We start from the raw sequence: 15,420 nt of genomic DNA on the forward strand, positions 1-15,420 counted from the left end.
TTTTTACAATTTCTTAAAAACCAGTCTATAAACCGTCATGAGGTATCCTGTATTATAAACTATTTGAAAGTAGAAAATGTTTTAGTTCCTCATAGTTTGAAATAACCGTAGATTCTTTTTCCTTACCCATAACCTCTTGAATTTGCTCTGGTAATGGTTGTTCTTTTTTGATTACTTCTTCAACCACATCTAAAAACTTAGTAGGATGCGCAGTTTCTAAGAATACGCAATGTGCGTTTGGGTTTTCTTTTAAGTATTCTTTACTTCCTAAGTAGCCTACGGCACCGTGTGGGTCTGCTACGTAATTAAATTCATCATACATTTCCAACATGGCTGCTTTTGTTTCGTTATCGGTGAAACTATAAGAAGAAACGTTTTTTCTTAAATTTTCAAACTGATTTTTGTAAATCTCTTGAATACGAATAAAATTACTTGGCGCACCTACATCCATCGCATTACTAATAGTTTGGATAGATGGTTTTGGTTCGTATAACTGTGATTGTAAATAACGTGTTACTACATTATTGACATTGTTTGAAGCAATAAAATGTTTAATTGGTAATCCTAATTGTTGCGCCATCATACCAGCACAAATGTTACCAAAGTTTCCGCTAGGAACCGAAAACACAATATCCTCATATTTTTTGTAAAGTTGCTTATAAGCAAACATAAAATAGAATAATTGTGGTAACCAGCGCGCTACGTTAATAGAGTTGGCAGATGTTAATTGCATTTGGCTTGTTAAGGCTTCATCTAAGAAGGCTGTTTTAACCATGGCTTGACAATCGTCAAAAGTGCCGTTAACCTCTAATGCCTTTATGTTTTGACCAAGAGTAGTTAATTGCTTTTCCTGAATATCACTTACTTTACCGCTAGGGTAAAGAATCACAACTTTTACACCTTTTACGCCTAAGAATCCATTGGCTACGGCTCCTCCAGTGTCGCCTGAGGTAGCTACTAAAACAGTAACTTCATTATTATTATCCTTATTAAAATACCCAAGACATCTAGCCATAAATCGCGCTCCAACATCTTTAAAAGCCATGGTTGGTCCGTGAAATAATTCTAAAGTTGAAATATTGTCATTTAATTGAACCACGGGGAAATCAAACGATAGGGTTTCTTCAACAATAGTTTTTAAAATAGCTTCAGGGATTTCTGGAGAAACAAATTGCTTAATAGCTTCAAAAGCTATTTCAGTATTGGAAAGGCTGTCTATGTTTTCAAAGAAATTAGTAGGTAAAGGTGTGATGTTTTCTGGAAAGTATAACCCTTTGTCTGGTGCTAATCCTTTAACAACCGCATTTTCAAAACTTGAATCTGGTGCTTGTTTGTTTAGAGAGTAGTATTTCATGGTTTCTGTCATTCCTACGAAGGCAGGAATCTATCTGGTTTTTATGTTTGAGACCTTTCGACTGCGCTCAAGGTGACAAGTTTAGTTCAATATTTTAATTCCTTTGGTGTTTATTTTTGACACATGCATATCATACTCAATACCTGCTTTAGAATATGTTTTTTCAATGGCCTCTTTCACATTTATAGCAGTTTCTTCACCTTGACTTAGTGAAAAAATTGAAGGTCCCGAGCCCGATATTCCTGAGCCTAAAGCACCAGCATTAATAGCCGCTTTAGTAACCGCATCAAAATATGGAATGAGTTTACTTCTATGAGGTTCTACAATGACATCTTTCAAAGACTTACCAATTATTTCATAATTATTAGTGTGCAAACCGTGAATTAAACTTCCAAAATTAGCCCATTGTGTAATGGCGTCTTCTAATTTCACTTCTTTTGGTAAAAGTGCTCTAGATTCAGAAGTTTTAATTTCAATTTGTGGATGAATGATGGTGGCATATAATTCTTTAGGCGAAGGAATTTCTAGTATTTCAAGAGGGGAAACGCTTTTAACCAAAGCAAATCCTCCAAACATAGCAGGTGCTAAATTATCGGCGTGTTCACATTTACTAGCTAAGGCCTCTCCTTTAATAGCAAATTCTGTTAATTGTCTTTTGCTGTAAGGCCTGCCCAAAAGTTCATTCATTCCAAAAACACTACCTACGGCACTGGCCGCACTGCTACCAATACCACTACCAGGTTTTATTTTTTTATAGATTTCAATTTCAAATCCAAAATCTAAATCTAAATCGTTATACATGGCTAAGGCCGATACTCCAGAAACGTTTTTATCAGTTTCATAAGGTAAATTAAAACCTTCTATGTGTGTGATATGAATCCCTTTCTTCTCAGTTTTTCTTATTACCATTTCATCACCAACACTGTCTAAGCAAAATCCCATAACATCGAACCCACAGGATACGTTGGCTACGGTAGCTGGAGAAAATATCTTTATTTCGTTCATTTTTTCTATTAAATAGTTTTCTGCAGCACTAGAGCAGGAAATATCACTTTCTTTATGCAATTCCATAATTTAATTAATCATTTCCTAATCTTATGATATCTGCAAATAATCCGGAAGCAGTAACATCTGCGCCAGCACCAGCACCTTTAATTATCATGGGTTGTTTTGGATAACGCTCTGTATAAAACATCACAATGTTATCACTTCCTTCTAAGTTATAGAACGGGTGTCCCACAGGAATTTCCTGCAAACTAACACTAGCTTTTCCATTATCAAATTTGGCAACATATTTTAATTGACAATCATTTGCTTTCGCTGAAGCATATAAGTCTTGATAATGGGCTTCGTCATCAATCAAAGTCTGGTAAAAATCATCAACTGTATCACTTTTTAAACCAGATTCCGACAGAAATGAAGTGTTTTCAATGTCTTCTAAATTCATTTCAACGCCACTTTCACGTGCTAAAATCAAAATTTTTCTCGCCACATCCACACCACTTAAGTCTATTCTTGGGTCTGGTTCAGTATAACCCTGGGCAGCAGCTTGTTTAACAACATCATAGAATTTAGTGGTATCATTAAAGTTGTTGAAAACAAAATTTAAACTCCCCGATAATACTGCTTGTATAGAATTTACTTTGTCGCCAGAAGCAATTAAATTATTCAAAGTATCAATAACGGGTAGGCCAGCACCAACATTAGTTTCGAATAAGAATGGGGCATTGTATTTTAATGATAATCGTTTTAATTCTTTATAATTTTCATAATCACTTGAACAAGCAATTTTATTACAGGCAACTACTGAAATACTTTCTCTTAAATACTGAGCGTACCACTGGGCCACCTCTTTATTAGCTGTTACATCAACAAAAATACTATTGCGCAAATTAAGTGCTTTTGCCTTATCAAAGAATCCTTGTAATGATGCTTCTTCACCATCGGATAACTGTTCTTTCCATGACTTTAAATCGATACCAGCATCTTTAAAAATCATTTTTCTAGAGTTTGATAAACCAACAATGCGCATATTAATTTTAAGGTTATCTTTTAAATATTTGCGTTGCTGTTTTATCTGCTCAACTAAACGCTCTCCTACATTGCCAACACCTGTGATGAATACATTTAATTGTTTTGTTTTTGACTCAAAGAATTGTTCATGTAATACATTCAATGCTTTTTTCACATCTTTTTCAGCAATAACAACTGAGATGTTTTTTTCTGATGCACCTTGTGCAATGGCTCTAACATTGACGTTATTCTTTCCTAAGGCACTGAATAATTTTCCACTAATTCCTTGGTGATTTTTCATATTATCGCCTACAAGAGCTACAATTGACAAGCCATCCTCAACAATAATAGGGTCTATTTTATGAAGTGCAATTTCGTTCTCAAAAGTTGCATCAATAGCTGCTTTAGCTATTTGAGCATCTTTGGCCTCAATCCCTAAACAAATAGAATGTTCTGAAGATGCCTGAGTAATAAGTATCACATTAATTTTCTCTTGAGATAAGGTTTCAAATAAACGTTTTGAAAACCCAGGAATACCAACCATTCCGCTGCCTTCAAGCGTTAGTAAAGCAATATTTCCAATATTACTAATCCCCTTTACAGGTTTTTTAGAATTAATAGCATCATTGGAAATTTTAGTGCCAGCCGCTTTAGGTTCTAAAGTGTTTTTTATAAAAATAGGAATCTCTAAATCTAAAACAGGCTGTACTGTTGGAGGATAAAGCACTTTAGCCCCAAAGTGCGACAGTTCCATAGCTTCTTGATACGAAATCTCTTCTATTGGGTAGGCTTGCTTTACAATTTTTGGGTTGGTGGTAAACATACCGCTAACATCGGTCCATATTTCCAATTGAGATACTTTTAAAGCTGCAGCTACAATAGCTGCTGTGAAATCTGATCCGCCACGACCAAGAGTGGTTTGTTCTCCGTTTTCAGATTTTGAAACAAACCCTGGTAAAATGGTTATTTTTTGATTAACAGATTTAAAGTAATCCTGAATATTCTTGTTTGTAATCTTGTAATTAACCTCAGCTTTAGTAAAAACTGAGTTTGTGATAACCAGTTCTTGAGAATTTTTTCTTTCAGCAGAAAGACCTCTACTTTTCATAGTTTCCGCAATAATAAACGACGATAACAACTCTCCAAAACTCACTAATTTATCAGATGTTTTTGGTGATAATTCGTTAATTAAGAAAATACCATCCAATAAACTATTTAACTCTTCTAATCGTTTATTTACAAAGTCTTTAACAAGGGTGTTGTTATTTGGAATTAATTCGTTAACAATGTTTAAGTGAAGTTCTTTTATAGTATTGAAAACTTCTAAAAACGCAGCATCTTTATTTTGAGCCTTTTTTCCAGCAAGAAGCAGCTTATCTGTAATGCCTCCAACAGCAGAAACTACACAGATTACAGAATCGTTTTTAGAATAATCTTCTAAGATATTTATGACATTATTTATGTTTTTTGAAGAACCTACTGAAGTTCCTCCAAATTTTAAAACCTTCATTTTTAATGAATTGATAGTTGAAAATATATTTTTAAGTGGTGATTACTTTTAAAATCACAAAGATAGCCTGAAGTATATATAATTAACAACCCCAAAGGGTAATAGTTGTAGTAGTACCAATAAAAGACGTTGTTCCTTTGGTAAAGGAAGCGAAAGTAAATCTTATTTTTTGGTCCAAATGATTCATAAGAGCTATGATAATACTGCCCAAAAGTATTACATTTAGGCTAATAAAAAAACTAAAAGCTTTTTTTTGTAAAATTCTTAAGCAGATTTCATTTTCTTTTAAGAAATTCAACGTTCTTGTAGAAGAAATGGAAAATTGATAATCAAAATCACAGAGTGAAATAAACCATTATCCATCAATATATAATTAAGGAATAATTATTCAGCTAATTTCAATTAACAGATTTAAACAAGTAAAAAATACAGATGAAAATTTTCTCAAGAGAGCAGATTTATGAGGGTGACAAGTTAACTGTAGAAAGACAAAACATTTCTTCAACAGAATTAATGGAACGTGCTGCTACCCAAATTTTTAATTGGATGCATCTTCGTATGCAAGGAGCTCAAGTACCAATACATGTATTTTGCGGTATTGGTAATAATGGTGGTGATGGACTTGTATTAGCAAGACATCTTATAATCCATGGGTATAATGTTAAAACATATGTTGTTAATTACAGTGATAAACGCTCTAAGGATTTTTTAATTAATTATGATCGTATAAAAACGGTAACTAAAGCGTGGCCTACTTTAATGAAGAGTGAAGCTGACTTTCCTCAAATTCATCCAAATGATATTATTGTAGATGCCATCTTTGGAATAGGTTTGAATAGGGCAGTAGTAGATTGGGTGAAAAATCTTTTTAAGTATTTTAGAGAAACAAAGGCTTTCACACTTTCGATTGATATTCCCTCTGGATTGAGTACTGATAAAGTTCCAAAAAGTGAGGATGATGTGGTCTGGGCAGGTTATACACTTAGTTTCGCATCGCCAAAATTAGTATTCTTTTTACCTCAAACAGCAAAATACACTGTACAATGGGAGGTTTTGGACATAGGTTTAGACCAAGAATTTTTAAGTACCACAGAAACGGATGTAGCACTTATAGGAAAGCATGAAGTGTTGCCAATTTATATGCCTCGAGATAAGTTTTCACATAAAGGACTATTTGGACACAGTTTGATAATTGGAGGGAGCTACGGAAAAATAGGAGCAGTGACTTTGGCCAGTAAAGGAGCCCTGTCTGCAGGAGCAGGACTAGTCTCAGTTTTTGTTCCTAAATGCGGCTATAATGTGTTGCAAACAGCTTTCCCAGAGGCCATGGTTTTCACAGATGCCAATGAAGCTATTATAACAGATATAAAATTCGACATAAAACCAACTGTGGTTGGAATTGGAATGGGAGTGGGAACAGATTCTAAAACTGTGAGTGCTTTGGACGCATTTTTAAAACAAAATAAAGTTCCTTTAGTAATTGATGCCGATGGCATTAATATGATATCTAAAAAGAAATCTTTATTAAAACTACTACCTGAAAACACAGTTTTAACCCCACACCCAAAAGAATTAGAGCGTTTAATTGGAAGTTGGGAAGACGACTTTGACAAGCTTAACAAGGTAAAGGCTTTTTCAAAAAAGCACAAGGTCATTATTGTTATTAAAGGCGCTAATACCATTACCGTTTTACATGATAAGCTTTATGTAAATACTACTGGAAATCCAGGGTTGTCTACAGCAGGTAGTGGTGATGTGCTTTCTGGTATTATAACGGGGTTAATATCTCAAGGATATAATCCGTTATTGGCCTCAATTTTTGGAGTGTATCTTCATGGTAAATCAGCAGATATTGCTGTTGAAGATTTTGGCTACCAAAGTCTAGTGGCTAGCCATATAATTGATTATTTAGGGGAAGCCTTTATTGATCTATTTAAGCAACCAGAAAATGCTCAAGAGACTGTAGACACTGCCGATACGGAAGAATAAAAAAAGCCGCTAGAAGCGGCTTTTTTATTGTAACTAAATAATTATTCAACTAATATTTTTCGAACAGCTTTTTTATTACCCTGCTGTATTTCTAATAGATATATTCCATTAGTAACATTTGATAAATCAAGGGTTTTAGTTAAACTACTTGAGTTCATTTTATAGCTAAAGTTTTTTATTTTTCTACCTTGAATATCAAAAATATTTACCTTAATATCATTATCTGAAGACAGATTATTTAGCTTTATATTAATATTACCATTGGTTGGATTTGGCCAAACAGCAATATCACCAAAGCTTGAATTTTCATTACTAAGACTATTTTCCTCATACAGACAAAAATTTAAACTAAACGCCGTTATTTGACCACCATCATTATTATTAGGGTCTACAATTCTAAGAGTCCAGACACCATCGGCAGCAATTCCTGCGAAATTTGATAATTTTTCTAAAGGTTTAATTGTTCCACTAATACTTGGAACTACTGGGTCATCACAAAATAAATCAGATCCAGAATCAGAATATGTAACATCAAAATTATCACCATCTCCTGGATTAGGTCCTTCACCGCCATTATCTATAGTGCACGAACTTTCAAATAGTAGGACCTGCTTATTACCATTTGCAGTTGGGCTTTCTAAAGCAATCAATATATCATTAACCCAAGTGTGCTCAATAACAAAACTAGCCTCAACAGAATCAACTCTTAATCCACCAGTAGAAACGGTAACTGGAGCTGATGCAGTAACACCTGGAGTTTCTAATATGATTCCATCAGAAAAATCAGTAGCAGTAAAAATGTTATCAGTACAATCTATTTCGGCTACCTTAAAATTATATGTTTGGGAGTAATTACCGGTATTACATTGATTAGATGGCCTAACCCTCCAGTAATACATGGTATTACTTGTTAAACCAGATAAGTCGTATTCAAGACCCGTTTGAGTATTTGAAAACAAAATTGATGAGAATGCTGGATCTGTTGAAACTTCTACTAAATAACTTTCAGCATTTAAGTTTTCTTCCCAAGCTAATGTGAACGTTGTTGGCATACTCATGGATCCATTTACTGGAAACGAAAGATTTTGTGGGTATGGTGTAAAATCTGGGTGTAAAACTCTTAGCTTAATAGTTTTAGTTTCAGTTTCGCTTCCATCGTCTCCAACAACTTTAATCTCATAATTGTTCGCGCTTACATTCGATAAATTACTAAACGTAACATCAAACGTTCCATTCGCATTTAATGAGTTTGGTAAAATGCTAGAATTTGCACCTGCTGGTACATCTAATAAAGAGAAGTTGGTAGTTCCACCTCCTGTTTGTTGATAATTAAAATTATAAACTGCATCATTAGGTGTGCATATAATTTGATCAGACGTTTGCGTATTAAAAGTAAAGTTTGATGTTAAACCAGTAACAATTAATGAGAAATTCTGAGCTCCACCAACTAAAGTACCTTTGTGGGTTACTGTAATGGTGTAAACTCCAGAAGCACCATTAACATCAACACGTTCGTAAGGATCTACTAAATTATCTCCTTGTGCATTAGCATCAACGGCTGTTAACAACCAAGGCATATAGGTGTTTGAGGCTTGAGTAATTCTTATATCTAAATCATTAACTAAAGCTGGGGTGTTATCATTATTTAAAATGATACCATTGTTTACCGTTCCAGTAGGGTTTATAGTACCTCCTTGATCAGTCCAAGAAATGGATGCTTGTAAAGGGCTTGATCCGTCAGATACAACATCTATTGAAAAAGATGCCGTATTAGTTAAGGTTTCTTCAGAAATCCATGATGAAAATCCGTTTTCAGTTATGGTCTCAGCAGCTTTTTTGGCATTCAATAACCCCCATCCTGAATTCGCATCCGGTCCAATGGCATCCATATCATCTGCCGTGTGTAACGCTAAGCCTTTTAAAGTAGCTGCTTTCATGTAATAGCCATTAACATTATTATGGTGTTGTTGTAGCAACAATAAAGAACCACAAACGTTTGGTGATGACATAGAAGTACCACTATTATTACTATACCTTAGAGCTGGCGTAGCTGCTCTACCTGTTGACAAGAGGCTTTCACCATTTCCTGTAATATCTGGCTTTATTCTTAAGTCGTCTGTTGGCCCTTCAGAACTAAAAGAACTTCTAGTAACAGCGTTTAGGGTACCGTCTACATTAATTACAGCATCAGACCCAGAGGCTACTATCAATGAATTTTTGGAGGTTTTATCTCCTAATAGCTTATCATAACTACTATTACCTCCCAAAGGGGCAGAATTTGAAGTATCATCAGCTCCTGCGTTGCCTGCCGAAAAAACCGCTAAATAATAAGGGGCATTGTACATTAAGTCATCCCAATCTTTAGATTCTTGAACATAAGCGCCAAAATACCAACTAAGATCATCTACAAAATCTGCCGAATCAAAACCGTAAGAATGATTTGATAATAGCATACCGTTATTGAGAGCAGCCTCAGTAGCTTCTGATAAATCATTAATAGCATTATAACCAACAGCACTGGCTTGAGGTGCCATGCCCTTAACACTGGGGTTAATACCAGCCGCAATTAAGGTACCTGTTACATGAGCAGCATGATTGTCTACAGTTGTTTCGTCATCACCAATAGATAACCTATCAGTACCTCCAGGACCGTCATATTCTTCATGGGTTAATAAACCTATACCGTCAACTTCCCATAGATATACCGTCATATTTTGTCCTTCTAAATTAAGACCCAAGTCACCTCCACTGTGTAAATAGTTGGTTCTTGTAGAAATGGCAGCATTGGCATTGTCACTCTTTATGTATATGGGCTTACCGTTTAATACTTTTCTTAAGTGATAGTTTGTATTACCGTCCTTATATTTAACAGGCCAATTGTTTCTCTTTGCTTCTTTGAGAGCATCATTATACGCCGAGTAAAAGGATTTCTCAAAAGACGTTTCTAATTTTTTTAACTTTTCTTTATTGTAATTTTTAGTCGTTTGTTTTATCTGTTTTTGGGTTTGAGAAAACCCTATAGAAGTTAAAAACAAGCACAGTAAAATAATCAATTTTACGTGAAAATAATTCTTAGTCATAGTACGCAATAAAAAATTTTGAGAAAGATAATGAATTATAGTTAAAAATGATATATCAGTAGTATATAAACTATGTTAATAATGAAACTATACTTATTTGTAAGTGTAAATGACATTGTGATTAAAAATATTAACTTGGTTACACAAAAAAACCTCTTTGTATAAAGAGGCTTAAACGCTTGTGCATTTTGATGAAATTCTATGACATTTTCAATGCGATTGAAAAAAGTGCAGCGCTATGCTTTTAAATATTCAACTCATTAAATAACTCAATAAGTTTAGAGCTAGAAGGTCTGGGCGCATTGGCATCAACTACATTTCCGTCAGGATCAATCAAAATAAACCTAGGTATTCCAGTTATTTTATAGCCTTGTACAAAATCAGATTTCCAAGCCTTGTCTGCAAATAATTGAATGCCTCCCATGTCTTTTTCTGCAATCATTTTCTTCCAACCTGCTTTGGCAGCAATAAGTTTTTCTTCAGGAGTATCTCCTTTAAAACCCCTTCCTTCATCAACAGAAATACTCACAAATTCTATATTTTTACCATGGTACTTTTCTTCTATGTCTTTTAAAAATGGAATTTCTCTTTTACAGGGGCCACACCAAGTTGCCCATACATCAACATATACATATTTTCCTTTCAAATCACTTAATGAGGTGGTGCCTCCTTTATAATTTTCATAATTCACAAAAGTAGGTGACGGCTTTCCAATGAGATCATCATACTGACTAGCCATAGCTTTTTGTCGCTGGTACATGCTCAAAAGACCTTTTTGCATCTTATCAAAACTTTCCTTTTCTCTAGCTGCAAAAGAAGAATCTAAATTTTTAGAGCTTTCAAATAATTCAGAAAAGCGCTTGTGTATGTTAGCTATTTTAGTTTTAAAACTTGCTTCATCTAAATCCAATAAATCTGGTTTTAATTCCTTTTCCTGTATAAGCGTTTTTTTTGCTATATAATTACTGGTTTCAGAACCTTTTCCAGTATAAGTTATTGTTTCATCAAATGCTTCAGTATCTAAAGTTAGGTTTATATCCATATCCTCTTTTAGGAATAAGTAGGTAGATTCTACACCATCAAAAAGATTAAATATACCAGCTTCTACTTTTAGGGTATCGGTAAAAGAACCATCCTCATGAACCTTGATGGTTTTAGAATAGGTTCTACTTCTAATGACCAGAGAATCACTATTTTTATTGGTGATTTTTCCAGAAAGGGTGGCGTAATCTTTAGGTTCTTCTTTACAAGATACAAAGGCCATTATGGCCAGAGTAATAAAAAGTGTCTTTTTCATGTCTAAATTTCAATTATGCTCCAAAAGTAAGTAATTACAATTCCTCATAGGGTTAATTTTATTTAATATTAACATTTTGGCGACCAAACAATAACAGAAAGTTTCTGTGTTTTAAGAGAAACTATTCATTTTTAAACGTTTTTTAGAAATTTTGCCTCAATTAATTAACTGCTTTAAATTGGTTATTTATTTTGAGGGTTTGAGTTATTTTAAGTTAATATCAACGTGGTAAAAAACACTTTATCGAACAAAATATGTGTCTTGTCTAAAATTCATTAATATTTTTAAGAAAAAGAGTCAGTAGTCTAAAAATTTAAACGGATAATCTAAAAGTTGAAATAACACTTTTTTATGCACACATAATTTATCTACCTTTGATATGCCCTCTTATCTACAATTTATTTTTCCATACTTATCTCAGTTAGGTGCATATTTGATTAATAGCAGAATTAAAGATGCCCTCGTCTTACCAAAATTTAACAGCAGTGTAGGTTGTATGTACCCATACAGTTTAATGCTTGTTGTATAGCTTACTTAATGTAGCATGGTGTTTTATTAATTAAACAAAAATGTTATGTTAATGTACAATTTTACCCAAAAATCAAAGAGCACGACCTCTTTAAATTTGATGGCTTGTTGTCTTAGTTTATTAAGAAAACAAGCTAAAAGTATAACCGGTATAGCCGTTGTTATGCTTTTTTTGTTGACCACAAATATGGCTTCTGCCAATTCTTATGATGGTCCCCTTAGAATAGAAAAAGAAACTAGTTTTAATAACTATGTTGATTTTTCTGGATTAGCAAAGTATTTGAGTGATAATAACTCAGAAAGCAATAGTAAAAATTCATTGGCTAAGTTGTTTTCTTATGAAGAGAGTTTAAATACCTTAGCTTTTGATAATGTCCCTGTAGGTTGTGATAGCAATAGAGCACCAGTTATTGGAGATGGATCATGTCCAGGAACCTATGATGGTTACAGTGAAGTTGTAAAACTTGATGAAGGGATTGCCAACCCTGGACCTCAGATTGTGTTATTAAAGGTACAAGGTAATGCCTGCTGCGGCGAAGTTTTTGTAAACCCCAAAAGTGGTAGTCCCAAAAACCCTAATGGTATTTGTACACTTTTGCCAATTATAGGACCACAGGGTATTATGTCTAGCGATATATTAGCTTTTGATTATGTAGATTGTGCTCCTGAAGGTTTGGAATTTGATGTTTTAGGAACATGTTTTGACGCACCAAGTACTGCTAATATAAGTTGTGCCAATGGTAGTCAATTAGAGGGGCATGAAATTAATTTTTTGGGTAAAGTATATGATGCTCAAAGTGATGCCAGTTATTGGTATTATGAATTTGATAGCCAAATAAATAATTGTTTACCGGGGATTAGTCATATTACATTTGCTTGGAATGCCCAATCTTGTTGCGTTCCTGCGGCTATGTGTTTATTAGATGACGTGACTGCAGATTGCGCTATGCCATCTGATTATCCTGCAGAAACCGATTACTCTCAAGTATTTAATGTAACCGAGTCATGTGGTGGAGAGACTACAATGATGTCTATGGATACAGATGTTGTTGTTGAACTTAATGATGATGCTACAGCTCAGGTTTACACATGGACACGCACTTATACTTTAAAGATAGACGGTGAGGTTGTTGAAACTTGCGTGCAAAACTTTACGCTTACCAATTCTCTGCCGGTTTGGGAAGATAGTGATGATCTTGGTGTAGGTGATTTTAATATACCAGATTTAACAGATTGTAAACCAGCAGATAATTTTCAAGCGCAACTCGTAAATAATCTATTTCAAGATTGCTTCGGAGCAGTTAACTCTAATGATTTATTAGTAGAAACTGTTTTGGTATCTGGAGATGATTGTGCATGGAGCGTTCGTATTAGAGTTTCAGTTACTTTAGGTAATGGGCAAACACACATTATTAGAGATGAAACTTATAATGGAGGAGATACTCAAATTCCTGTTATAACAATCAACGATAATGGTAATTCTGATGGAACAGATTTTGGTTGTGACCCTCTAGTTCCACCAACATTTAGTGCTACAGATAATTGTTCAGAGAATTTGGTAGTGATAGTTACAGGAGATCCAATTCAAGATGGATGTAGCTTTAGCCAAACCTGGACGGCTAATGTAAGTGATGATTGTGGTAATGCAGCAGATACAAAGAGTATAACATATTACTGGACGGATGCCCCAGCATTAGTTATCAATGAAGTTGGAGACGATATGGATAATAGTTCTTGTGACTATGCAGACCAAGCTGCTTTAGATTTAGCCTTCCAAGGTTTCTTAGATCAATTTGGGGCAAGTGGCGGATGCAGCCCACAAGGCTCGTTTGCGGATGAGTATAGTGCTCCTGTATTATGTGAAGGCGGAGAGGTTGTTGTAATCTATAATGTTACAGATACTTGTGATAGTGGATCAGAAACAGCAACGTTTAGTGTAACAGCGCCAACAGAGATATCAGTAGGAACACCACCTAGTGATGCGATGGCAGATTCATGTACGTTTGCAGATCAAGATGCAGTAGATGCAGCTTATGCACAATGGATAACAGCTACGACCAATGCAGCCGTAGGCAGTATAACAGGCGGATGTGATCCACAAGGAAGTATTAAGTCACAGGATGCCGCACCAGCTTTATGTGAAGNGCTACATGGAAATTGAATGCGCCAACAGAGATATCAGTAGGAACACCACCTAGTGATGCGATGGCAGATTCATGTACGTTTGCAGATCAAGATGCAGTAGATGCAGCTTATGCACAATGGATAACAGCTACGACCAATGCAGCCGTAGGCAGTATAACAGGCGGATGTGATCCACAAGGAAGTATTAAGTCACAGGATGCCGCACCAGCTTTATGTGAAGGCGGAGAGGCGACTGTAGTATGGACTATTACTGATTTATGTGAGACTTTTGATGTAAGTGCTACATGGAAGCTAACTGCTGATGAAGCTCCAGTTGTAACTTGTCCTGCAACAGATGAGGGTAGTGATCATATATTTTTAGGTTGTGATCCAACACTTAATGGTGATGGAATACCAACAAATGTTGTTACAGAAGTACCATATAGCGATGATTGCGACGGTAATGGAATGACAGATATCTATAACGATGGTGAAGGTATAACATTCGATGATGTAGCATGTGAATATAGCTTAACAAGAACATTTAGCTATACCGATAGATGTGGTAAAATGGATAGCTGTAGCATTACATACAAATGGAAAGACCCAGAAACAGAAACAGCATTTGCATTCTTAAATGATGATGATGACATCACAATGGCTGATGAAGAAAGTCAATGTTTTATTCCGGACTTTAGTCGTTGGGGGTGGACAACAATGTTTGATTTCTCAGAAGTAACTTCGTATACAATGGATATTTACGCAGGGGCTGCACAGTGTGATCTTTCTAAAGGAACAGATATAGGTAGTGTGAATATTGAGTACAATGGTGATAGCGTAACATTTAGTTATAATTTAGATGGTTATGCAATTAGTGAAGCACATATTTATATTGGTTGTGGTGAATATCCAACACGTAAAAACGGTGGAGAAACAGTTGCACCGGGACAATATACTTATGTAGATTCAGGATTTGGTTATGTTGAGAATTATGAAGTAACTATTCCTGTAGATGGTACCCAATTCTATATTATAGTGCATGGGGTTTCATCAGAATCTAATTGTTCTTGCTTAACAGATACAACCGTAGAAAATCCATATTCTGGAAATTATACTGGAGGTACAGTTGAAGGATGTGATGCTGGGGAAGAAAATGATTTACAAGTAGAGGCTAAATCACTAGATTTCAAAGCCTACCCAGTACCATTTGATTCTGAAGTAACCTTGAAATACTCATTTGAATACGAAACCGATGTTAAGGTAGAAGTATATGATATGAAAGGGGCTTTAATTAGACAAGTTGAAAATACTAGTTATGCCAAAGGAAGCATTGGTGAAACTAAATTAAATTTATCTGGAACTGATGATCAATTATTATTAGTTAAAATGACAACTAGTAAAGGCGTTATCACTAAGAAGATTATTTCTTCAGATTCCGCTAGGTAATATAATAACCTTAATTATTAAATTAAAAAGCTGCAACATGATGTTGCAGCTTTTTTTATATACCTAAATAACCATTTAA

General features: G+C 34.7%; 7 protein-coding genes. 2 read left to right on the forward strand and 5 right to left on the reverse strand.

Features of this window, described 5'->3' with window-relative positions; translation table 11 throughout:
- Positions 1-52: 52 nt before the first annotated feature.
- The 3 genes from thrC to thrA form a co-directional block, all read right to left on the reverse strand.
- On the reverse strand, positions 53-1,354 hold the full coding sequence (gene thrC, locus E1J38_RS08375) for a threonine synthase (protein ID WP_133355583.1): 1,302 nt from the start codon (positions 1,352-1,354) through the stop codon (positions 53-55).
- Positions 1,355-1,435: 81 nt separating this feature from the next.
- Positions 1,436-2,359 (reverse strand): homoserine kinase, encoded by a 924-nt coding sequence (locus E1J38_RS08380; protein WP_133355615.1) that lies wholly within the window; start codon positions 2,357-2,359, stop codon positions 1,436-1,438.
- 73 nt (positions 2,360-2,432) lie between these two features.
- On the reverse strand, positions 2,433-4,877 hold the full coding sequence (gene thrA / locus E1J38_RS08385; protein WP_133355584.1) for a bifunctional aspartate kinase/homoserine dehydrogenase I: 2,445 nt from the start codon (positions 4,875-4,877) through the stop codon (positions 2,433-2,435).
- A 432-nt stretch (positions 4,878-5,309) separates the two neighbouring features.
- On the opposite strand from thrA, the gene E1J38_RS08390 reads away from it, so the two are divergent.
- On the forward strand, positions 5,310-6,866 hold the full coding sequence (locus E1J38_RS08390; RefSeq protein ID WP_133355585.1) for an NAD(P)H-hydrate dehydratase: 1,557 nt from the start codon (positions 5,310-5,312) through the stop codon (positions 6,864-6,866).
- A gap of 41 nt (positions 6,867-6,907) precedes the next feature.
- Here the strand turns inward: E1J38_RS08390 and E1J38_RS08395 are convergent, their stop codons facing one another.
- Together E1J38_RS08395 and E1J38_RS08400 are read right to left on the reverse strand one after the other, a co-directional pair.
- Complete coding sequence (locus E1J38_RS08395; RefSeq protein WP_133355586.1) at positions 6,908-9,946, reverse strand: S8 family serine peptidase; 3,039 nt, start codon at positions 9,944-9,946, stop codon at positions 6,908-6,910.
- Positions 9,947-10,190: 244 nt separating this feature from the next.
- Positions 10,191-11,243, reverse strand: a complete 1,053-nt coding sequence (locus tag E1J38_RS08400) for a TlpA family protein disulfide reductase (RefSeq protein WP_133355587.1) — start codon at positions 11,241-11,243, stop codon at positions 10,191-10,193.
- Between the two features lie 2,685 nt (positions 11,244-13,928).
- Here E1J38_RS08400 and E1J38_RS08410 point away from each other — a divergent pair.
- The gene (locus E1J38_RS08410; RefSeq protein WP_145774331.1) at positions 13,929-15,341 is read left to right on the forward strand and encodes a T9SS type A sorting domain-containing protein; all 1,413 of its coding nucleotides are present in this window, start codon (positions 13,929-13,931) and stop codon (positions 15,339-15,341) included.
- The last annotated feature ends 79 nt before the right edge of the window (positions 15,342-15,420 follow it).

The organism is Seonamhaeicola sediminis, from assembly GCF_004358095.2.
GTDB lineage: Bacteria > Bacteroidota > Bacteroidia > Flavobacteriales > Flavobacteriaceae > Seonamhaeicola > Seonamhaeicola sediminis.

Bases quoted from the DNA above. Each gene is read 5' to 3' on its own strand.
- E1J38_RS08380 (WP_133355615.1), bottom strand. From the start codon at position 2,359: ATGAACGAAATAAAGATATTTTCTCCAGCTACCGTAGCCAACGTATCC.
- E1J38_RS08390 (WP_133355585.1), top strand. From the start codon at position 5,310: ATGAAAATTTTCTCAAGAGAGCAGATTTATGAGGGTGACAAGTTAACT.
- thrC (WP_133355583.1), bottom strand. From the start codon at position 1,354: ATGAAATACTACTCTCTAAACAAACAAGCACCAGATTCAAGTTTTGAA.
- E1J38_RS08400 (WP_133355587.1), bottom strand. From the start codon at position 11,243: ATGAAAAAGACACTTTTTATTACTCTGGCCATAATGGCCTTTGTATCT.
- E1J38_RS08395 (WP_133355586.1), bottom strand. From the start codon at position 9,946: ATGACTAAGAATTATTTTCACGTAAAATTGATTATTTTACTGTGCTTG.
- thrA (WP_133355584.1), bottom strand. From the start codon at position 4,877: ATGAAGGTTTTAAAATTTGGAGGAACTTCAGTAGGTTCTTCAAAAAAC.